Source organism: Variovorax sp. 05N34, from assembly GCF_056397405.1.
Genome location: NZ_JBFTNI010000003.1, coordinates 505527 through 526330, shown reverse-complemented (window position 1 = coordinate 526330; position 20804 = coordinate 505527). Strand labels below are relative to the sequence as shown.

The 20804-nt window shown below is 62.8% G+C and carries 21 protein-coding genes and 1 tRNA gene; 12 read left to right on the top strand and 10 right to left on the bottom strand.

Annotated elements, in window-relative coordinates; genetic code table 11:
* Positions 1-11 precede the first annotated feature (11 nt).
* Positions 12-86: transfer RNA gene (locus tag AC1DMA_RS11530), tRNA-Arg, on the top strand.
* 255 nt (positions 87-341) lie between these two features.
* Here the strand turns inward: AC1DMA_RS11530 and AC1DMA_RS11525 are convergent.
* The 3 genes from AC1DMA_RS11525 to AC1DMA_RS11515 all read right to left on the bottom strand — a co-directional run bounded on the left by AC1DMA_RS11525 (position 342) and on the right by AC1DMA_RS11515 (position 4329).
* The gene (locus AC1DMA_RS11525; RefSeq protein WP_478144258.1) at positions 342-1607 is read right to left on the bottom strand and encodes an McrC family protein; all 1266 of its coding nucleotides are present in this window, start codon (positions 1605-1607) and stop codon (positions 342-344) included.
* Between the two features lie 13 nt (positions 1608-1620).
* Positions 1621-3810 (bottom strand): MrcB family domain-containing protein, encoded by a 2190-nt coding sequence (locus AC1DMA_RS11520; protein ID WP_478144257.1) that lies wholly within the window; start codon positions 3808-3810, stop codon positions 1621-1623.
* Positions 3811-4098: 288 nt separating this feature from the next.
* Complete coding sequence (locus AC1DMA_RS11515; RefSeq protein ID WP_478144256.1) at positions 4099-4329, bottom strand: helix-turn-helix domain-containing protein; 231 nt, start codon at positions 4327-4329, stop codon at positions 4099-4101.
* Between the two features lie 161 nt (positions 4330-4490).
* Between AC1DMA_RS11515 and AC1DMA_RS11510 the strand changes: the two genes are divergently transcribed.
* From AC1DMA_RS11510 to AC1DMA_RS11495, 4 genes are read left to right on the top strand one after another with little or no spacing between them, the layout of a single operon-like run.
* Entirely contained in the window at positions 4491-5168 is a 678-nt protein-coding gene (locus AC1DMA_RS11510) for a Bug family tripartite tricarboxylate transporter substrate binding protein (RefSeq protein ID WP_478144255.1), read from the top strand.
* Positions 5169-5185: 17 nt separating this feature from the next.
* Positions 5186-6121 carry a pseudouridine-5'-phosphate glycosidase gene (locus AC1DMA_RS11505; RefSeq protein ID WP_478144308.1) on the top strand — a complete coding sequence of 312 codons (936 nt, stop codon included), beginning with the start codon at positions 5186-5188 and terminating at the stop codon, positions 6119-6121.
* 42 nt (positions 6122-6163) lie between these two features.
* A complete protein-coding gene (locus AC1DMA_RS11500) occupies positions 6164-6436 on the top strand; it encodes a hypothetical protein (protein ID WP_478125187.1) in 273 nt (90 codons plus the stop codon).
* A gap of 49 nt (positions 6437-6485) precedes the next feature.
* Positions 6486-7214 carry a glutathione S-transferase gene (locus tag AC1DMA_RS11495; RefSeq protein WP_478144254.1) on the top strand — a complete coding sequence of 243 codons (729 nt, stop codon included), beginning with the start codon at positions 6486-6488 and terminating at the stop codon, positions 7212-7214.
* Between the two features lie 23 nt (positions 7215-7237).
* Here the strand turns inward: AC1DMA_RS11495 and rsmI are convergent, their stop codons facing one another.
* Positions 7238-8173: a 16S rRNA (cytidine(1402)-2'-O)-methyltransferase gene (gene rsmI, locus AC1DMA_RS11490; protein WP_478144253.1), complete on the bottom strand. Its 936-nt coding sequence runs from the start codon at positions 8171-8173 to the stop codon at positions 7238-7240.
* Here rsmI and AC1DMA_RS11485 point away from each other — a divergent pair.
* Together AC1DMA_RS11485 and AC1DMA_RS11480 are read left to right on the top strand one after the other, a co-directional pair.
* Positions 8173-8571 (top strand): YraN family protein, encoded by a 399-nt coding sequence (locus AC1DMA_RS11485; protein WP_478144307.1) that lies wholly within the window; start codon positions 8173-8175, stop codon positions 8569-8571. The two genes, rsmI and AC1DMA_RS11485, sit on opposite strands and share 1 nt — an antisense overlap.
* Before the next feature lie 36 nt (positions 8572-8607).
* Positions 8608-9243, top strand: a complete 636-nt coding sequence (locus AC1DMA_RS11480; RefSeq protein ID WP_478144252.1) for an SIS domain-containing protein — start codon at positions 8608-8610, stop codon at positions 9241-9243.
* Between the two features lie 16 nt (positions 9244-9259).
* Here AC1DMA_RS11480 and AC1DMA_RS11475 read toward each other — a convergent pair whose 3' ends face one another.
* Positions 9260-10741 carry a patatin-like phospholipase family protein gene (locus AC1DMA_RS11475; RefSeq protein ID WP_478144251.1) on the bottom strand — a complete coding sequence of 494 codons (1482 nt, stop codon included), beginning with the start codon at positions 10739-10741 and terminating at the stop codon, positions 9260-9262.
* A 313-nt stretch (positions 10742-11054) separates the two neighbouring features.
* On the opposite strand from AC1DMA_RS11475, the gene AC1DMA_RS11470 reads away from it, so the two are divergent.
* The gene (locus AC1DMA_RS11470) at positions 11055-11852 is read left to right on the top strand and encodes a BON domain-containing protein (protein WP_478144250.1); all 798 of its coding nucleotides are present in this window, start codon (positions 11055-11057) and stop codon (positions 11850-11852) included.
* An 8-nt stretch (positions 11853-11860) separates the two neighbouring features.
* Here the strand turns inward: AC1DMA_RS11470 and AC1DMA_RS11465 are convergent, their stop codons facing one another.
* The 3 genes from AC1DMA_RS11465 to AC1DMA_RS11455 all read right to left on the bottom strand — a co-directional run bounded on the left by AC1DMA_RS11465 (position 11861) and on the right by AC1DMA_RS11455 (position 15343).
* A complete protein-coding gene (locus tag AC1DMA_RS11465) occupies positions 11861-12781 on the bottom strand; it encodes an NAD(P)-dependent oxidoreductase (RefSeq protein WP_478125181.1) in 921 nt (306 codons plus the stop codon).
* Between the two features lie 132 nt (positions 12782-12913).
* Positions 12914-14050, bottom strand: coding sequence for a PilT/PilU family type 4a pilus ATPase (locus tag AC1DMA_RS11460; protein WP_478144249.1), 1137 nt, complete (start codon positions 14048-14050; stop codon positions 12914-12916).
* A 249-nt stretch (positions 14051-14299) separates the two neighbouring features.
* Positions 14300-15343: a type IV pilus twitching motility protein PilT gene (locus AC1DMA_RS11455; RefSeq protein ID WP_478125179.1), complete on the bottom strand. Its 1044-nt coding sequence runs from the start codon at positions 15341-15343 to the stop codon at positions 14300-14302.
* A 38-nt stretch (positions 15344-15381) separates the two neighbouring features.
* Between AC1DMA_RS11455 and AC1DMA_RS11450 the strand changes: the two genes are divergently transcribed.
* Positions 15382-16068: a YggS family pyridoxal phosphate-dependent enzyme gene (locus AC1DMA_RS11450; protein WP_478144248.1), complete on the top strand. Its 687-nt coding sequence runs from the start codon at positions 15382-15384 to the stop codon at positions 16066-16068.
* 31 nt (positions 16069-16099) lie between these two features.
* Here AC1DMA_RS11450 and AC1DMA_RS11445 read toward each other — a convergent pair whose 3' ends face one another.
* On the bottom strand, positions 16100-17014 hold the full coding sequence (locus AC1DMA_RS11445; RefSeq protein WP_478144247.1) for a LysR family transcriptional regulator: 915 nt from the start codon (positions 17012-17014) through the stop codon (positions 16100-16102).
* Positions 17015-17126: 112 nt separating this feature from the next.
* On the opposite strand from AC1DMA_RS11445, the gene AC1DMA_RS11440 reads away from it, so the two are divergent.
* Genes AC1DMA_RS11440 through AC1DMA_RS11430 form a run of 3 tightly spaced genes read left to right on the top strand, consistent with a single transcriptional unit; the run spans position 17127 to position 20260 of the window.
* A complete protein-coding gene (locus AC1DMA_RS11440) occupies positions 17127-18494 on the top strand; it encodes an MFS transporter (protein ID WP_478144246.1) in 1368 nt (455 codons plus the stop codon).
* Between the two features lie 10 nt (positions 18495-18504).
* Positions 18505-19008 (top strand): GAF domain-containing protein, encoded by a 504-nt coding sequence (locus AC1DMA_RS11435; RefSeq protein WP_478125175.1) that lies wholly within the window; start codon positions 18505-18507, stop codon positions 19006-19008.
* A gap of 7 nt (positions 19009-19015) precedes the next feature.
* Positions 19016-20260: a metal-dependent hydrolase family protein gene (locus AC1DMA_RS11430; RefSeq protein ID WP_478144245.1), complete on the top strand. Its 1245-nt coding sequence runs from the start codon at positions 19016-19018 to the stop codon at positions 20258-20260.
* Between the two features lie 21 nt (positions 20261-20281).
* On the opposite strand, the gene AC1DMA_RS11425 is transcribed toward AC1DMA_RS11430, so the two are convergent.
* Complete coding sequence (locus AC1DMA_RS11425) at positions 20282-20761, bottom strand: Lrp/AsnC ligand binding domain-containing protein (protein WP_478144306.1); 480 nt, start codon at positions 20759-20761, stop codon at positions 20282-20284.
* Positions 20762-20804: the final 43 nt, after the last annotated feature.

Here is a 20804-nt window from a genome sequence, read left to right as displayed (position 1 = left end):
GAGACACCCATCTCGCTGTATTTCAACGGATAGAATTCGGCCCTCCGAAGGCTGAGATCCAGGTTCGATTCCTGGCGGCGGGACCAATTCAAAGGCTGGAAGCTTCTACAAGCTTCCGGCCTTTTTTGTTTTCCCTCTGTAGATGGCCAATCTGTCGTGCGATCGGGTCATCGCCCGAAGCGGAAGCCCCTTCGGCGGCTGAGTGATCGGCGTTGCCGATGCATGAGATGAGCCATCGTTTGCTAGGCACGCGAGATGATAAGAAGACTTCCGTTCGAGTAAAGGAGCTTGCATCGGGCCGATCGACGACGCGGTCCGCTTCGCCGCCTCCGAGCTAGACGCTACGGAGTCACGCCAGCAAGCTGATAACCAGGCCGTATGGGGGCAGGACAGTTGATCGCTGACCACCAGCGCTGAAGCTCCACCTGGAGCATCCGTTCGGACTTCGCGGGCGAAACGTCCGCGTCTGCGCACCAAGCTACGGGTTGAACATGGACTTCACCCACTTGGACACGCTGGGGGATCCTGCTCGTAGCGTGCCCAGAAAAACCGAGCAGAATCGAATGGGTGGTTCTGAAAGCAGCGGCAAAGGCCACAGCTTGGTAGAGGTCGTTGCGTCTCCAGTCGGGTCCAAGAGTTCGGTACTTGATGTCGCCTACTGCGCAACCTTCGTTGAAGACCAGATCAGGATTCATCGTCAACCCAGTTTTCGAGATCGGTGTCGATTGCTGGTTGACCGAAACACCAGGCATGGCGCGCGAGACGATATTGCGAAGACCTTCCTCAATCAGTTCAGGTGTGCGAATGAGAAACGCGATTCCTGATTGGACGCCTAGCCGCAGGGACACGCCCAGGCTACGGAGGATGAGGCTCGCGAGCGAGACCGCAGACTTGTAGGCGCCTGACATGCGGTCTACGTGCACGAGGAGATCGGTAGGGCGCATCGCCGTGCATCGGAATCTAAAGGAGGCGCGTCGGGCGCGGGCGCGTGTGCTGTGTCGCAAAGTTTGGTTGCTCGCCAACCGTTGGCACGCCGCCTTGAGAACTCTGTTGAGTGGCGCATCCTCTGAAAGTTCTTCGAATGTGCAATGCGCGACCGGTTGCCCCTGCATGATGGCCAGCGTCGTTTCGACTGCCTTGAGGTGCCCTCGAACTGCTGGCAGTTCATCGTCGAACGCGAGATAGTCTGGACGCAACCCTCGTCTTATCAACCCTTCGACATCCTCTAAAAACCAAAGTGCGAGAACCTCGGCAAAACTTGCATCGGCTTCGACGCTGACCTCTGAGCTGTTTGTCCGCGGAGAAAGAGTGGCAAGCTCGGCCAAATAGAGGAAGTGTGGCTCGGGGATTTTCGGGGTGACCTCGAGTTGAGCATCGGGAAGGCGGATGACGCCAACCATGTTCATGACCGTGACCCAGTAGGTTTCAGGGCCCGCAGGGGTGAGCTGAATTACGGAGCGGGGGAGCGCTTCGTCGTTCTCCTCCTTAGCGCCCCACCAGGTCGACGCCGAGGCGAACTGTTGCCCCAAGCTGCCGAGTGAGGCCGCGTCCTGTGCGCTCAGGACGAGTTCGGTAGGGCGTGACTCAACGATCTTCAGGGCCCGCATGGTGTTGCTTTAGCTAGTCGACCCAGAAGCGATCTAGCTGGAACTGCCCTAAAACGTCCGGCTGATCAAAAAAGTACTCCTCGATGAGTGGGAAGATCCGCCGCTGCCAGGTGTTTTGAAGCGTCTCCCCGCTCCAGTTCGATCGCATAAAGAACGCGTGACCGATAGTGTGATGGCGGTCGAGGTGTTGGGTTAGTGCTTGGTTCAACGCGACAAAGCCACGAACAAGGCTGCGTGCGTCGAAGTCGGCGTTGACCGTGCGGTGGTAGCGTTCCAGTATTTCCGGGTCTGGCCCAAGCTCGAAAACTTCGAAACGACGACGCAGAGCGATGTCGATGGATCGAATGCTGCGATCCGCGGTGTTCATCGTCCCGACAAAACGAAGATTTTTGGGAAGCGCGAACTCGCTGGAGTACTGCAGTTGAACTGTCTGATCGCGGTACTCGAATGCGAACATGAGCTCCCCCAGGACGCGGGGCAGATTGGCGCGGTTGACCTCGTCCATGACGATGACGTAGTCAACGTCCTTTCGATCGGCGAGATTCTTTTTGCGCATGTCTGCTACGGTCGCCAGGACTAGACCGTCCACGCGCTGGAACTGAATGCCTCCGTTGCTTTGAACGGGGCGAAGACCTTCCATGAATGACTCGTAACTGTAGCTAGGGTGAAACTGAACGAAGCGCACAAACTCGGGTTGATTGGCGGCGAGGTGCTGCGCGAGCTCGCGAGCGAGCCACGTCTTGCTGGTGCCCGGCGGACCTGCGAGCAGTATTTGGGGTGAGTTCCCGAGCAGAGCGTCTTGCATTTCACGAAGCAGTTCGAGACGTAGTCCTGTCCGCTCTGCGAGCACCGAAAGATCCTGTCGACGCGGAAGCGCCAGATCGGGCGCGACTGGGGCGCGGGACATCGGCGGTTCGTCTTCGATAACGTAGCCGAAGGAGTTCTGATTGAGGACGCTGTCTGCTGTCGAGAGTCCGACCGCGGGCTCGAGGTCGTCCACAGAGCGGGGAGGAGCCAGTCTTTCGATGGAGCCTATGCGGAACCAGGTCTTGAAGATGTCGCTTTGCTTATCTCCGGCGCGCTTTTTGCCGCGCAGGTGTGGATCCGTGAATTCGGGCCAGGGTGACTCGATGCCGACGTTTCCGTTGCTGGTGCTGATCTCGTCGACCCTCAATCGCGCGGCGAGGCGTCTGTTGCCCGCGTAGGCATACAAGTTAAATGGGGGGCTTAGTCGATCGAGCGCGGCCTCTTTGATAGGAAAGCTCCACCAACAGGCCCAACTGCCATTGCTGTCGATCGTCTCTCGCACTTTGGCGAGGTCCTGATCGACCTCTCTCCATGTCCCGATCAGCGAGAGCGGGCGGTCATCCTTGGCGACACCTTGTTGGCGCACCCGGTCCGTGACGATAGGCTCGTATTTGTCGAGGAGAACCAGGAGGTCGTTTTGAAGCTCTCCGTCCGAGGGGACTGCGTCTGCGGCGTAGTATTTGGAGGCGATGCTCGAGGCTTCGTAGAGTCGAGCCAGGCGAGCGGTGGATCCGAGGTCCGACTCCCCTGTTAGGTCCCAGCCTTGGTCGGCGAGTTCGGACAGGCCTGGACGCAGTTGTTGCGCGCGTTCAGAGAGCACCTCGAAGGCGGATCTTTCGCCAAATTCGTCCTCAACCTCCGTTACCCCCTGCGCTAGTTTGAGGTAGACGCCCTGACCGCCGTCACGGAAGAGGTACACCACATAAGTCCCCTTTTGCGTTGACTTAGTCTCACGCGTGTCGAGGATCGAGATCCAAGGGATGGTGGCCCAGTTGCCCTTACCGTAGGAAGCGATGACTTGCAGATTGGGGTTGGCGGTGGCTCTTACCCACCCCTGAAGAATCTCGCGGGCACGCTTGAAGAGCTCTCTGGCCTCGGTGTTTCCCTTGAATTCTTGCGTGCTACGCAGCGTCGGATAGCGGGCCATGATGTCCGCGAGCACAGCACGCAACCCCGCGTCACGGATGCGCCTGATTGCGAAGCCGCGGTCGCTGAGGTACTTGTTGGTCTCTTGGCCGCCCGAAAAGCTGTTGACGGACGTCCCAGTGGCGAGGGAGACGATCTTCTTGGGAGGGTAAAGCCGATCGTTGGACTCGACCGCCCACAGCTGTGCTTCGTTGCTTTGCCAGTCTTTGTACTCGTCGGTATCCCTGAGCTCCGCATCAAAGGTCTGCATGGCTCGGGTTATGGCTTGTACATCGACTGGGGCAATCGGCATCGCATCTCTCCAGACACATTCTTTTGCAAATGTACTTTAAGCGTTGCTTGATGCGAGAGGGCGGGCGCACGCTTGATGTGGCTGGAGGGGCCTTAGAACTATCCGCGAAGTTTTAGAGTGATCGTAGAGTGCGAACCGATCGCTATCGCCTAAGCCACGGGCTTCTGACATCACCACGAGAGCCGCTTTTCATTGCACACGGCAGCTTGTTCTTGAGCGGAACTCTGTCCGAGCGACAGGCACAGCTTACAAAAGCTGATTCACTAGCGCAGCTGGCGAGACGCCAAGCGCCTTGCACACGTCAATGAACTCGACCACATCGAGTTGCCGCTCCCCGTTCTCATATTTCGACACAAAGGACTGTGGCCGCTTCAGGCGATCCGCCACCTGCGACTGCGTCAACCCCGCTTGACTGCGCGCCTGCGCGAGCAGTAGCCGAAGCTTTGAATAGGGATTAGGTTGCAGTCCACGTGGCACGCGGGCGAAGCTACATCCCGTTTTGGAATATCCCGTTTCAGGATAATATGGCGCGAAGCGGAGGGCTTCGGATGCATTGCGAGTCTCGTCAACTCGCGCATCTACGTGTCTGAATGTGTGGCTCTTCGCGGCAGTTCTATAACGCGTTTCAGGGAGCCACCATGCACCATCTGCTCAGCCAGTTCACTTCTGACATCACGGACTCGGACTGGCAAACCGTCGAGCTCGCCAATGCGGCTTACCCGACAAGAGCCATCCGCATCGTCCTCGGCTCATCGCGCAACAGCGCCATCGAAACCATCGCGAAGGTCTTCGCCAGCAGGCTCGGAGTCGAACTAGGGCAGCCTGTAATGATCGACAGCAGACCCGACATGGGCGGCACGCTCGCCCTCGCCCCAGTGGGGCGTTCAGCGCCGGACGGCCACACGCTGCTGATGACCAGCACCACGACGATGTCGATTGCGCCGCACCTTTACAACAAGATCGAGCACGACCCGCGCGACGACTTCGTGCCGGTGGCGATGGTCAGCCTGTTGCCATGCGGGGTGGCGGTAAATTCGTTCATGCCCGCGACAGACCTCCAAAGTCACATCGAGTGGCTGAAGAACAGCGGCGGCAAGGTCGACGGCATCTACGCACCCCCTGGTACGTCCGGCGCAATCGTGGACAAGCTCGCCGTCGCGATCAACCGTGCAATCCACACAGCCGATGTGCGGGCGCAATTGGCAAAGCAGGGCGTCGATCTCGTGCTTCTCACGGGGCCCGCGGTCCGTGCGTTCCTCGACCAGGAAGATGAGAGCCGACTTGCGGCTTGCAGTAGCTCTCCCCGCCGACTTTGATCATGATGGCGGGCATGGTGACTCCCGACCTTGCCCGCTCCTGGCTGACCTTCAGCGCCCCCGTAGCCGCAGCGCAAGCCGCCGGCCGCCCGATCGTCGCGCTCGAATCAACCATCATCGCCCACGGCATGCCGTACCCGGAAAACGTCCGCACGGCACGCGAAGTCGAAGCCCTGATCCGCGCCCTAGGCGCCGAGCCTGCAACAATCGCGGTGATCGACGGCCGCATCCGCATCGGCCTCTCCGACGAAGAACTCGAACTCCTCGGCCGCTCCAAAGAAGCCCAGAAAGTCAGCCGCCGAGACCTCCCAGCCGCCCTCGCCAGCGGCGGACTCGGCGCCACCACGGTGGCCGGAACGATGATCTGCGCGGCGCTGGCCGGCATCGAAGTCTTCGTCACTGGTGGCATCGGCGGCGTGCATCGCGGCGCATCGGAAAGCTTCGACATCTCCGCCGACCTGCAGGAGCTGGCGCGAACCTCGGTGGCCGTTGTCTGCGCAGGCGCAAAGTCGATCCTCGACATCGGCCTCACGCTCGAATACCTGGAAACCCACGGCGTCCCGGTGCTTAGCTGCGAGCAGGACAACTTCGCGGCCTTCTACACGCGCGACAGCGGCTTTCGTGCCGACTACAGACTCGACGATGCCGAAGCGCAAGCTCGCTTCATTCGTACGAAGTGGGATCTCGGCCTGGCAGGCGGCGTGGTGCTGAGCACGCCAGTCCCGCAAGCGTCTGCGATGCCCCGCGAGGAGATCGACGCCCTGACTGAGCAGGCACTCGATGAGGCGAAGGCGCAGAACATCACGGGCAAGGCGGTGACGCCTTTCCTGCTGGCGCGCATCAAGGCGCTGACGGGCGGTCGCAGCCTTGCCACCAATATTGCGCTCGTGAAGCACAACGCCGAGGTAGGCGCGAGGCTCGCGCTCGCCTTGGCGGCTCTGCCGGCTCGCTAACATGCCCTCCTGAACGATCAACCCACAGGGAGCACAAGCCGCATGACCAACGAGAACGAGAGCAACCGAAGAGCCGAGCTGAAGAAGATGACGCTCTGCGCATCCTGCGCGGGCATCCAGCGCAACTGGCGCCGCGCGCCCGGACACGCTGAACTCGTGCAATCGTCCAGCCGCAAAGCCGAGCGCAGCGACCCGGACGGCGGCAGCCACACAGTCACGCTCACCAGCTATCGCTGCGACGCTTGCGGCACACGCTGGGAATACGAGAACGACAAAACGAACCAGCAGGCCGGCTGGTCGGTGGTCGGGCAATAGGTTCGGTCGGCCGCTCGGTGACCGCTTCTTTCGCGGAGGCTCCATTTCCATGACTTACCAACTGCACTATTGGCCTTCGATTCAGGGCCGCGGCGAATTCGTACGTCTGGCGCTGGAGGCGGCGGGCGCTCCCTACATCGACGTCGCGCGCGAGCCTTCGTCCAAAGGCGGCGGCGAAGCCGCGTTGATGCGCAAGCTCAACGACCCCGGCAATCCGCACCCATCCTTCGCGCCGCCTTTTCTGATCGACGGCGATGTTGTCGTCGGCCAAACGGCCGCGATCCTGCTCTACCTTGGCCCGAAGCTGGGACTGTCCGGCGCCAGCGAATCCGACGCGCTCTGGACACATCAACTGCAACTCACCATCGCCGACGCCGTGGCGGAGGCCCACGACACGCATCATCCGCTCTCGACCGGCCTCTACTTCGAAGACCAGCGCGATGCGGCACTGGCGCGCTCGAAAGCATTCCGCGATGAGCGCATTCCGAAGTTCCTCGGCTGGTTCGAAAAGATCCTGCAGCGCAATCCATCAGGCGATCTGCATCTGGTCGGCGATTCGCTGACCTATGCCGACCTGTCGCTGTTTCAGCTGGTGGCTGGTCTTCGCTATGCGTTTCCCAAGGCGACGGCGAGGGCGTTGACCAAGACACCCAACGTCGCGAAGCTGCATGCCAACGTGGCGCGTCGGCAGCGCGTGCATGAATACCTTCAGAGCCCGCGCCGGATTCCCTTCAACGAGGACGGCATCTTTCGGGCATATCCCGAGCTGGATGGCTGATTCGGGCGACTGGCGAGCGGCGCTCAGTCGTCTTGCGCCTCGCGCATCCGTAGCCCGGCTTCATAGAGGGCATTGCGTGGAGCGCCGCTGATTTCAGCGGCCAGGCGCACAGCACTCTTCAACGGCAGTTCGGCGAGCAGCAAGCGCAGCACGCGTTCGCCTTCCGCGCCATCGTCCACCGCGGCAGGCTTCGGATGCAGCACCAACGCAAATTCCCCGCGTGTTCGATCGCGGCTCTCCGCGAACCAGCCGGGCAGCGCGTCGGCGGCGACCGTGGCGATCTCCTCGAACTGCTTCGTCAATTCGCGCCCGACGGTCACGCGCCGTTCACGCAGCGTCGCGAGCGAACGCGCCAGCGCCTCGATGCGGTGGGGTGCTTCGAGCAGCACCACGCTCCTGGGCTCATTGGCAAGCTCAAGGACGGCAGCATCGCGCTCGCCAGCTTTGCTCGGCAGAAAGCCAGCAAAGACAAACGCGCTGGCCTGATCGCCGTCTGCAACCAGACCCGCCGCGCCGACGAGGGTTGTCACGCTGCTCGCGCCGGGCAACGGAAGCACACGGTGGCCGGCGTCACGCACAGCCGCCACCAACCGCGCGCCGGGGTCGCTCACGCCGGGCGTGCCGGCATCGCTGACATAAGCGATGCGTTCACCATTCGCGAGCCGCGCAATGACCGACTGCGCCGCCTCGGCCTCGTTGTGCTGGTGCACCGCCATCAAGCCCGCGGACGGCCGGTCGATGCCATAGGCGCGCAGCAGGCTCTGCGTATGCCGCGTGTCCTCGCACGCCACGGCATCGACGATCTGCAGCACGTGCAGCGCGCGAAGGGTGATGTCGGCAAGGTTGCCGATCGGCGTGGCGACCACGTAGAGCGTCGCCTGCGGATAATGCTGCGCGCCCGCGGCATCGCTTGCGGCTTGCAGAGCGGTGCCAAACGAAGCGGGAGCGAATGAGTTCAATGGGTTTTCTCCAGAACAAGACAACAGGGGCGTCGTCCAGCGTGACGACCAAGCAGCGCGGCGATGCGGCCGAGGACACCGCGCTTGAGCATCTCGAAGCAGCAGGCCTGCGCCTGGTCGTGCGCAATTATCGAACGCCGGGGCGCGGCGGTGGCGAGATCGACTTGATCATGCGAGATCCGCGTGACGGCACTCTGGTGTTCGTCGAAGTCCGACGGCGCACCGCTGCAACGCACGGTGGTGCTGGCGGAAGCATCACGGGCGTGAAGCAGCGGCGCATTGTCTTCGCGGCGCGCCACTACATCAGCGGCCTTCGGGCACTGCCGCCTTGCCGATTCGACGTTGTCCTGATCGAGGAGGAAATCGAGTGGATCCAGGGTGCCTTCGACGCAGCTTGACGCGGGGACACTCACGCGCAGTTATCATGCCGCCCCATGCTTGAGCAACGGATCCAGCAGCATTTCATCGACAGCGCCGACCTGAAGTACCAGGCGGGCCCTCTCCTCGGTAAACCAGTTTCCCAGGCCATGCAGGCCTTGCTTGCGTGCGTGACCAGCGGCGGCAAGATTCTCGCGTGCGGTGCGGGGGTTTCGAGCTTTCTGGCGGCGCAGTTCGCAGCGCAGTTCGTCGGCCGCTTCGAGCGCGAGCGCCCCGAGTTGGCTGCGATCGCCTTCACCTGCGACGCCACCGACCCCGCCGCCGACACGGTCGATGCGCCCGACGCAGACCGCTACGCGCGGCAGGTCCGCGCGCTCGGGCAAGCCGGCGACGTGCTTCTCGCCCTGAGCACGAGCGGCCAGTCGGCCTCGGTGCTCGCCGCGGTCGAAGCCGCCCATGCGCGGGACATGACGGTCGTCGCGCTTCTCGGCAACGCCGCGAACTCTGGCGGTGGCCCAGGGGGCGCCGTCGGCAGGGCGCTGCGTGAAACGGACGTGCAAATCTGCGTTCCGCACGAGCGCGCCGCGCGCATCCACGAAATCCATCTGCTCGTCCTGCATTGCCTGTGCGACGGCGTGGACGCGCAACTGCTCGGCGATCAGGACAGCGATTCGTCCCTGCTGTCTCCCTGACCCGCGCTGTTTCTGGCTACTGCTGCGAAGCCGCGCTTCCCTTCGGACCGGGCTTGCTCTCGTCGATGCTTTTCAGCACCTGCTGAAAGGTCGGTGACTCGCGCAGTAGCCGCGCGCCAAGGTCGCGCAAACGGTCGACAGCTTCCGGCTGCAGGACAAAGGTTGTCGGCAGATTCATGAAATAGCTGCGCTCTTGCGGGTTTTCGATCGAATCGAAGCTCACGTCGATGGAGTCGAAGCTCAGTTTCGGCACGGCGGCTTCAGCCTGCGCCTTCGACATGCCGTCCAGTCGGCGCTCGGCGATCTCGAGCTCGCGTTTGTCGGCCCAGCGCTGTGCGATGTCTTTCAGCAGTTCGACGGACTCGTACGAGAAGTGGTCGATCGGCACGCTCGACGACTGGAACACCTGCGAGATGATGCCGGGCGCGTTCGGGTAGCGATCCCAATCGGTGTCCGGCGCCGAGCGCGAGTTGACGACCACCACGACGATGCGGCGGATTTCCTTGAATCCGATTTCACGCTGGTACGCGGGGCTGGTTTCGACCTCTTCGAGTGCTTCGAGGAGTCCGCGCAGGCCCAGGTTGTCCGAGACACCGCCGTCGACCACATGAAGGTAAGGACGGTTCGTGCTGTTCTCATAGTTTTGAATGTCGCGATAGCGCAGCAACGCGCGGCCAGCGGGGCGAGTCGGTCCGGCGGGGTTGGTCACATCCTTCACCCATGCCGGCATGACGGCGTTGCAGTTGCCGCCGTAGTTGTAATAGGTGACTGGCGACAACACCGCCGGCACGGCGGAAGACGTAGCCGCGGCGCGCGCGAGGCGAACCTTGCCGAGATCGGAGCAAAGGAGGTCGAATTGCTCCTGTGAGAAACCGAAGCGCGCGCCGGTCGAGAGATCGGTGCCAGTCACGGCCGTCGCCGGCGTGGGCTTGTCGATCAGGTCCGCAAAGGTTGCTCCGTTGAAGAGAATCTCGTCGTAGTAATCGGCCGCCAATTCCGATCGGCCGTAGAGCCCGCTGCCGAGCGAAAACCAGTTGGCCGGATTCAACGCGCGCCGCGTGAGCGTGCCCTGCACGTCGCGCTTGAGGAACCGTGGCTCGTATTCGGTAAAGAGCCGATCGCCGTAGAGCGCATACGCAAGCGCCGTGAAGCTGCCGCCCGAGACTCCGGCAATGGCATCGACCTCCGAAAGAAGATTGACGGTTTTGCCTTTGACGACGACGTTCGTGCGTTTGAGTTCTTCGAGCACGCCGTACGAGAAGGCTGCGGCGCGCGTGCCGCCTCCGGAGAAGGTGAGCAGGAACAGGGTGTCTGCGTCGGCCTTGAGGCCATGCGTGCGCTTGAGCAGCTGGCTCATCCGGTAGCCGCCGTTCACGTCGACCTGATCGATTGGCGGATTGACGGGTGCGAGCGCGTTGCATCCAGCCAGAGCCAGCGTCGCCAACGCGCCGCAGAGCTTGCCGGCAAGCCATGCTTGCGATCCAGTGAACGGATTCAAACGATGCATCCTTTCTCGCTTGCAACAACTGCGCCGCCAAGCCATCAGCCGAGCGCAAATTGTAGGGACGTCGGCCCATTGCGCGTGCAAATGTCGGACGATGACACGCGGTAACCGGCCCGCAAATGCGCTGGGCTAAACTCGCCGCGATCAGAAAAAGAGAGCGGGCGAAAGCCTGGCCGGCACATGCCCGACCAGAACTTTTCGGCACCGATCAACTCATCAGGCAAGACGACAAACGGGGTCTGCAAATGGCATCCGCAGTCGTATAGCGCCCGACAACTTCAATACCCAGCATCGGAAGGTCCAACTCATGACGAAGACATCCCCTCAACGCATCGCGATCGCACTGGCCGCAAGCGCCGTCTTGTTGGCCGGTCTGTCCGCATGCGTGCCGCTGGCGGTCGGAGGTGCGGCCGCGGTCGGTGCGGGGATGGTGGCGACGGACCGCCGCAGCTCAGGCGCGCAGGTGGACGATCAGGCGATCGAGCTGCGCGGCGCCGCACGCATCCGCGAAATCGCCAATGACCAGATGTATGTGACCATCACCAGCTTCAATCGCCAGGTGCTGCTCACGGGCTCCGTTGGCACTGACGCCGACCGCCGCAAGGCCGAGGATGTGGTGCGCCGGGTCGACAACGTGCGCTCGGTCGTCAATGAACTCACGGTCGGGCCGTCGAGCTCCTTCCAGGAGCGCTCCAACGACACCTTCATCACGGGCAAGATCAAGGCTTCGCTGCTCGACCAGAAGGACATCTTCGGAAACTCGTTCAAGGTCGTGACCGAGCGCGGCACGGTTTATCTGATGGGCATCGCCACCCGCCGCGAGACAGACCGCGCCACCGAAGTCGTGCGCGGCGTCTCGGGTGTACAGAAGGTGGTTCGGATCGTGGAGATCATCAGCGACGCCGAACTGGCGAACATGCAGTCGCAGCAGTTGGTGCCAGGCGGAACGGGATCGGCACCGGCTTCGTCAGCCCCAGGTTCTTCGGCACCAGCCTCGCGTTCGAACGTCCCGCTGCCGCCGATGGAGCCTCTGCCGGCATCGCCCTCATCGGCCCCGTCGTCGCAGCCGCCTGCCAGCGGCGTGACGACGTCGCCCGTCCGCTGAAGCTCCGGCTACTTGAGCCTGGTGATCAGGCTTGAAGTGTCCCAGCGACGGCCTCCGGCCTGTTGCACGTCCGCGTAGAACTGGTCGACCAGCGCGGTCACCGGCAGCCGGGCGCCGTTGCGCTTGGCCTCGTCGAGAACCAGTCCGAGGTCCTTGCGCATCCAGTCCACCGCAAAGCCGAAGTCGAACTTGCCTTCGATCATGGTCTTGCCGCGGTTGTCCATTTGCCAGCTCTGCGCGGCGCCCTTGCCGATGACGGCCAGCACCTCGTTCATGTCCAGACCGGCGCGTTGCCCGAAGGCCACGGCTTCGGACAAGCCTTGCACCAGCCCGGCGATGGCGATCTGATTGACCATCTTCGCGAGCTGTCCGGCACCGCTTTCGCCCAGCAGGGCGACCGAACGCGCGAAGGCCGACATCACCGGCCTGACGCGATCGAAGGTGGCCGAGTCGCCGCCGCACATCACGGTCAGCACGCCGTTCTGCGCGCCGGCCTGTCCGCCCGAAACGGGCGCATCGATGAATTGCAGCCCGCGTTCGGTCGCCGCCTTCGAGAGTTCGCGCGCGACGTCGGCCGAAGCGGTGGTGTGGTCGACGAAAACCGCGCCTTTGGCCATGCCGGCAAACGCGCCGTTTTCACCAAGGACGACCGAGCGCAGATCGTCGTCGTTGCCGACGCAGCAAAACACAATGTCCGCATCGGACGCGGCTCCGCGTGGCGTTGCCGCGTGGGCCAACGTGCCTTTGGCTTGCGGCTTCAGTTCTTCCTGCCAGGCAATGGATTTCGCGTCGGTCCGGTTGTAGACCGTGACGCTGTGGCCCGCCAGCGCAAGGTGGCCGGCCATGGGATAGCCCATCACGCCCAGGCCGAGAAAGGCGACCTTTTGCGAGGGGATGGTGTCGTAGGTTTTGGGGTTGAGGCTGCTCATGCCCCAAGCTTAGCGCGAGCCCACTAGCTTTTTCATCGGAACACCGCGGAACCGGCTTTGCCGGGCCGCTGGTGTTGCCCCCGGTAGGGGGTTAGCGAAGCGACACGAAGTGCGCGCAGCTTGGGGGCGAGCTTAGACAATCGCGAAGTGCTCAGTCCCGGCCGACAGGTCCGTCGTGCGAGCGCGCTGGCTGTTCAGCTTGATCTGCAAGCGCAGGTCATTCGCCGAATCGGCGTTCCGGATCGCATCCTCGAAGCTGATCGCGTTCCCCTCGAACAGATCGAACAGCGCCTGATCGAAGGTCTGCATGCCGAGGTTGCGGCTCTTCTTCATGATTTCCTTGATCTCGCCGACTTCGCCCTTGAAGATCATGTCGGAGATCAGTGGCGTGTTCAGCAGCACTTCGACAGCGGCGATGCGGCCATGGCCGTCTTCGGTCGGAATCAGCCGCTGCGAGACCAGCGAACGCAGATTCAGCGACAAGTCCATCAGCAACTGAGTCCGACGTTCTTCGGGAAAGAAGTTGATGATGCGGTCCAGCGCCTGGTTGGCGCTGTTGGCGTGCAGCGTGGCCATGCAAAGGTGGCCGGTCTCGGCGAAGGCGACCGCGTGTTCCATGGTTTCACGGTCGCGAATTTCGCCCATCAGGATCACGTCCGGCGCTTGGCGCAGAGTGTTCTTCAGCGCGGCTTCCCAGCTGTCGGTGTCGATGCCGACTTCGCGTTGCGTGACCACGCAATTCTTGTGCGGATGCACGAACTCGACGGGGTCCTCCACGGTCACGATGTGGCCGAACGAGTTCTCGTTGCGCCAGTCGATCATCGCGGCGAGCGTGGTCGACTTGCCCGAACCCGTCGCCCCGACCAGGATGCACAAGCCCCGCTTGCTCATCGAGACGTCCTTGAGCACCTGCGGCATCCCCAGCCCGTCGATAGTCGGCAACTTGGCCGGAATCGTCCGCAGCACCATCCCGACCTTGCCCTGCTGCACGAACGCATTGACGCGGAAGCGTCCGACGCCCGTCGGCGAAATCGCAAAGTTGCACTCCTTGGTGCGCTCGAACTCGGCCGTCTGCCGGTCGTTCATGATGGAACGCGTGAGCGCCAGCGTGTGCTGCGCGCCAAGCGCCTGCTGCGAAACCTTGGTGACCTTGCCGTCGACCTTGATCGCCGGCGGAAATTCCGCCGTGATGAACAAGTCGCTGCCGTTTCGGCTCACCATGAGCTTCAGCAGGTCGTTGATGAACTGGCTGGCTTGATCGCGTTCCATCTGAGAACTCCTAGTGCAGTCGTGAGGGCCGCTTTTGTGCCCCATCATTCCAGAAATACCGCGGAACCGGCTTCGCCGGGCCGCTGGTATTGCCCCCGGCGAGGGGGTAGGCGAAGCGACACGCAGTGCGCAAGCCTGGGGGCGAGCAACAGGAATACCGCGGAACCGGCTTCGCCGGGCCGCTGGTATTGCCCCCGGCGAGGGGGTGGGCGGCTACACGAAGTGAGCCAACCTGGGGGAGTGCCATATTCACCCGGGGAAATTCTCTGGGATCTTGGCTTTCCCGCGCGCTTCGGCGGAGGAAATGACACTGCGGCGCACGAGGTCCGTAAGGTTTTGGTCCAGCGTCTGCATGCCTTGGCCACTGCCGGTCTGAATCGACGAATACATCTGCGCCACCTTGCCTTCGCGGATGAGGTTTCGGATGGCAGGCGTGCCGAGCATGATTTCGTGCGCCGCCACGCGGCCCTGGCCGTCCTTGGTCTTGCAGAGTGTCTGCGACACCACAGCCTGCAGCGACTCCGACAGCATCGCGCGGATCATTTCCTTTTCTTCGCCCGGGAAGACGTCGATGATCCGGTCGATGGTCTTTGCAGCCGACGAAGTGTGCAGCGTGCCGAACACCAGGTGGCCGGTTTCGGCCGCAGTCATCGCGAGGCGGATGGTTTCGAGGTCGCGCATTTCGCCCACGAGAATCGCGTCCGGGTCTTCGCGCAGGGCGGAGCGCAGTGCATTTGCGAAGGAGAGCGTCATCGGCCCGACTTCGCGCTGGTTGATCAGGCACTTCTTGGATTCATGCACGAATTCGATCGGGTCTTCCACGGTGAGGATGTGGCCGTACTCGGTTTCGTTGAGGTAGTTGATCATCGCGGCCAGCGTCGTCGATTTGCCCGAACCGGTGGGGCCGGTCACGAGCACGAGGCCACGCGGCTTGAGCGCGAGGTCGCCGAAGATCTTGGGTGCGTTGAGTTGCTCCAGCGTCAGGATCTTCGACGGAATCGTCCGAAACACCGCCGCCGCGCCGCGCGACTGGTTGAATGCGTTCACGCGGAAGCGAGCGAGGCCGTCTATCTCGAAGGAGAAGTCGACTTCGAGGAATTCTTCGTAGTGCTTGCGGTGCGTGTCGCTCATGATGTCGTACACCATGGCATGCACCGCCTTGTGATCGAGCGCGTCGACGTTGATGCGCCGCACATCGCCGTGCACGCGGATCATGGGCGGCAGGCCGGCCGACAGATGCAAGTCGGAGGCCTTGTTCTTGACGCTGAAGGCCAGCAGTTGGGTGATGTCCACGAAGCTCCTCGGTGACGTTTTGATACGCTTTGACGATTATGACGATGATTAGCGGCAACCTCCAGCAAGTTCGGGCGCGGATTGTGACTGCGTGCACGGCGGTCGGACGTGATCCGGCGAGCGTGCACTTGCTTGCCGTCTCCAAGACTTTCCCGCCCGAAGCCGTGCGCGAGGCTTATGCGCTCGGCCAGACGGCCTTCGGCGAAAACTACGTTCAGGAAGGCGTCGCGAAGATCGAGGACCTGCACGACTTGCGCGACAGGCTGCAATGGCATTGCATCGGGCCTCTGCAGAGCAACAAGACGCGCGTTGTCGCCGAGCATTTCGATTGGGTGCACAGCATCGACCGCTTGAAGATCGCCGAGCGCCTGTCGGAGCAACGTCCGGCACACCTGCCGCCGCTGCAAGTGTGCTTGCAGGTCAACGTGGATGCGGGCGCCAACAAGTCGGGCGTGCCGCTCGAAGAAGCACTGCCGCTGGCGCGCGCTGTGGCGGCGCTGCCACATTTGCGGCTCCGCGGGATCATGGCGATCCCGGAGCCGGCGCCTGATTTCGAGGCGCAGCGCGAGCTGTTTCTCCGCGCAGCCGGCGTTTTCGTCCAGATTCGCAAGGAAGGGATCGCGCTCGACACGCTGTCCCTCGGCATGTCCGCCGATCTCGAAGCCGCTGTTGCAGCGGGCAGCACGATGGTGCGAGTGGGCACGGCGATTTTCGGCCAGCGGTAGCCCAGCGGCTGGTCCGCGCTTGGTCTGCGGCCTATTCGAACAAGCCGAGCAACACGCCCTTCACCCATTGGTGGAGTGCGGAGGTTTCATGGCGCTGATGCCAGAACAATTCGACGATGCGCGCTGGCGCTTCGAGCGGTACGGGCACGTGCCGCAAGCCCGCCATGCGCGGCGGATCGAGGCCCTTGGAGTGCGGCAGCACGGCGATCAGGTCCGATCGGCGGACGACGTCGAATGCGGTCGCATAGTGGTTCACCGTCGCGACCAGATTGCGCTCCAGGCCGCGGCTGCGCAAAAACACGTCATAAGTGGGCTGCGTTTTGCCGATCAGGCTGACATCGATGTGTCGCGCGGCGAGAAATTTCTTCAGCGGAATCTTGTCGGCGCGTCCAAGCGGATGGCCGGTACGCATCACGCAGACGAAGCCGGGCGACCACAGTGCCCGCGACTTCAGGAACGCCGGTCGCTGCACTTCATCTGCGTAGACGCTGATGGCGAAGTCGGCGTGGTTGTTGGCGAGCACCGGTCCCAGGTCCACCAGCGTGTTGGGGATGGTGTGGATCTGCATCGAAGGCGCTGCCTCGCTCAATCGGCTGGTCAGCCTCGGCACCACGATGCTTGCCACGTAGTCGGACATGGCGATGCTGAGACTCGCGCTGCTGCGCAGCGCGTCGAAGCTGCCGACTTCCAGGGTGCCGCGGATTGTCTGCAGGGACTGTGCGAGCGGTTCCCACAAGTCGATCGCCCGCCGCGTCGGCTTGATGCCCGCGCCGCTGCGCACGAACAGGCGATCGTCGTAGGTATCGCGCAAGCGCCGCAGTGCGTTGCTGACGGTGGGCTGCGTCAGCGAAAGCTTTTGCGCCGCGCGCGTGACGTTGCCCTCGGTCATCAGCGCCTCGAAGACTTTCAGGAGATTGAGGTCGGCGCTTCGGTAGGTCGAGGTCATAAGGTTCGCGCGGCGAAACCATTCAGAAGAGGAATAAACACCATAGTAACTATAAATTTGTCGGCATAAAACGCCCGACCTACGATGCGGCGAAGAGACAAGGGGTTCACACATGACGGTACTTTCCGCGCGCATCGAACGGCTGCCGTTCTCCGGCTTTCATCGGCGGTTGCTTCTCGTGGGCGGCCTCGGCTACAGCTTCGATGCGATGGATGCCGCCGTCATCGCTTTCGTGCTGCCCGTGTTGCGAACGGCCTGGTCGCTGAGCAGCGTGCAGATCGGTGTTCTCGCCAGCGCGAACTTCATCGGTTTCTTCTTCGGGGCACTCGCCGCGGGCTCGCTGGGCGACTTGATCGGCCGACGCAAGGTGATGATGACGGCCCTCGCGATCTACTGCGTGGCGTCGCTCTTCAGTGCGATGGTCAATGACTGGAGCCATTTCCTGGTGCTGCGCGTCATTGCGGGATTCGGCACCGGGGCTGAAAGCGTGATCATCGCCCCCTACCTGTCGGAATTCGTGGCGCGGCGCTACCGGGGAGCTTTCACCGGTGCGTTGGCCGGATTCTTTTCCTTCGGATTCGTGGCCGCGGCGGTGCTCGGCTACCTCATCGTGCCCGCTTACGCCGAAGGTTGGCGCATCGTGATCTGCATCACCGCGACGCCGGTCCTGATGCTGCTGTGGTGGCGACGTGTTCTCCCCGAGTCGCCGCGCTGGCTCGAAAGCCAAGGCCGCGTGGTCGAGGCTGGCGAGATCATGGACGCGGTCGAGGCGGACGTCGAGCGGCGCGGGCATGCGCTTCCCCCGCTCGATCCGCAGGACGTCGCGGCCCCGCCGCCCAGTGCGCACCGGGGCAGCCTGTGGAGAAACTATGCGACTTTGCTGTCCCGCAAACTCTTGCGGATCACGAGCATGACTTGGCTCATGTGGCTGTCGATCACCTTCAGCTACTACTCCTTCTTCACCTGGATTCCGAGCTTGCTGGTTCAGAACGGAATGACGATCACGAGAAGCTTCGGCTATTCGCTGGTGATGTACATCGCGCAGGTGCCGGGCTACTTTTCCGCCGCTTGGCTCAATGACCGGATCGGGCGACAGGCCACCATCGTCAGCTACATGCTGCTGGGCGGGCTCGCCGCCTTGGGACTCGCGTTTACACACAGCGATGCGCAGATCATGGCGGCCGGTGTGTTGCTCTCCTTCTTCATGAACGGCACCTATGCGGGGGTGTATGCCTACACGCCCGAGGTGTTCCCGACGCAGGTGCGTGCAACCGGTGCCGGATTGGCATCGGCGATCGGGCGCATCGGCGGGATCACCGCGCCGATTCTGGTCGGCTTCATCTACCCGACGCTGGGGTTCGGAGGCGTCTTCGGGATGACGACCGCTGTGCTTTTGCTGGGCTCGGCGGCGGTCATGATCATGGGCGTACCGACGCGCGGCCGGTCGCTGGAAGACATCGCGGCTGCGGAACTGTCTTGAGGGGCGAGCGATGCCATTCGAAATCCAACAACTTCTGTCGGCGGTCGCCGAGGCCCACAACGACATGCGCCAGCCGCAGGCCACTTTCGAGGCCATCGAAGCGGCATCGGCCAAGGCGATCGGGCATCGTCTCTTCACGATTCTGGTCCACCACCGCGCCGAACGCGAGTCCGAGCGCATCTACAGCAACATGCCGGACGCCTATCCCGTGCAGGGCCGAAAGCCCGTCACCGATTCGCCATGGATGCAGCAGGTCATGGTGCGCGGCCTGCCGTACATCGGCCGCAACGCTGACGACATCCGCGACGTGTTCTTCGATCATGAGCTGATACTTTCGCTGGGCTGCCGCAGCGTGTTGAACGTCCCACTGCGCTGGCGCGGCCAGACGCTGGGCACCTTGAATCTGCTGCACGAGGAGAACTGGTATCAGGTTCGCCACATCGAAGTGGCCACGGTGCTGGCGCAGTTGGCGCTCCCGGCCGTCATGGCGCAACATCTTCCGGATTCCTTTTGAGGTGTCTATGACGACTGCCGTACTTTTCAAGAATGCCAACCTGCTCGATCCTTTGCTGGGCGAGTTGCAGGAAGGTCGCGACATCCTGGTCGAAGCCGGCGTGCTGAAGGAGATTTCGGATCGGCCGATTCGCGCGAACGCTGCGGCGCGTGTCATCGATGTCAAGGGCAAGACCGTGATGCCTGGTCTGATCGATTTGCACGTGCACGTGATTGCGATCGAACTCAACCTCGCGCGGCAAGTGCGCATGCCTAACGTGCTGGTGACCTTGCGCAGCGTGCCCATGTTGCGCGGAATGCTGCGCCGTGGCTTCACCACCGTCCGTGATGCGGGCGGCGCCGGCTTCGCGTTCAAGCAGGCGCTGGAAGCGGGCCTCGTGCAAGGGCCGCGCCTGTTCGTCTCGGGGCGGGCCCTGAGCCAGACCGGCGGCCATGGCGATATGCGCACGCGGTCCGACTACCTGAGCAACGATCCTCCGTGCTCGTGCGTGCGTGTCGGCGCGCTCGCGCGCGTGGTCGATGGAGTCGATGCCGTGCGCAAGGCCGCGCGGGAAGAACTCCAGATGGGCGCCGACCAGATCAAGATCATGGCGTCGGGCGGCGTCGCGTCGCCGACCGATCCGGTGGGCGCCTTCGGCTACTGCGAAGACGAAATCCGCGCCGTCGTCGGCGAAGCCCGGGCGCGCAGCACCTATGTGCTCGCGCATGCCTATACGGCCGAGGCGATTGCGCGCGCGGTGCGTTGCGGCGTGCGGACCATCGAGCACGGCAACCTGGTCGATGCGCCCACCGCGTCTTTGATGGCCGAGGCTGGTGCCTATGCGGTGCCCACTCTGGTGACGTATGACGCGCTGGCGAGCGAGGGCGCCACCTATGGCCTGCCGCCCGAAAGCGTCGCAAAGGTGGCTGATGTGCGAGAGGCTGGCCTGCGCTCGCTGGAAATCTTCAAGGCGGCTGGAGTGAAGATGGGCTTCGGCTCCGACTTGCTGGGTGAATCGCAGCGCCTGCAGAGCAATGAATTCCGCCTGCGGGCGGAAGTACTGTCTGCCGCCGAAGCCGTGGCGAGTGCGACGACCATCGGCGCGGAAGTGCTCGGGATGAGCGATCGCCTGGGCCGGCTCGTGCCGGGTGCCTTGGCCGATCTTCTGGTGGTCGACGGCAATCCGCTGAAAGACGTCAACTGCCTCCTTGGCCAAGGTGAACACATTCCCTTGGTCATGAAAGAAGGCGTGATTCAGTTCGACGAACTGTGAATCGGCTTGCTCCTCGCCGCTTCAACCGCCCATCGGCAATCGCGCACTGCTCTTCACTTCTTCCATCACCGCGTAGGTCCTCGTTTCGCGCACCCCCGGCAGTTGCCAGAGCACCGTTCCGGCGAATGCCCGATAGGCCGCCATGTCGGCCATGCGTGTCTTCAGCAGATAGTCGAAGCCGCCGGCCACCATGTGGCACTCCATGATTTCGTCGTGCACCTGCACTGCGGCCTTGAACTCGTCGAAGACGTTGGGCGTGGTGCGATCGAGCAGTACCTCGACAAACACGGTGAATCCACGACCGAGCTTGTGGGGATCGAGGCGGGCTTCGTAGCCGAGGATGAAACCGTCGCGGGTGAGGCGCTGCACGCGCGCCAGAACGGCGGTCGGGGAGAGCGAAACGGTCTCGGCAAGCTTGAGATTGGAGATTCGACCATCTTCCTGAAGAACCTTCAGGATTTTCATGTCGATGCGATCCAGATCGTCGGGCGGGTTGTACATGGATAGCGAATTATCCGGTAATGGGGCGATTTTTGGTGAATAA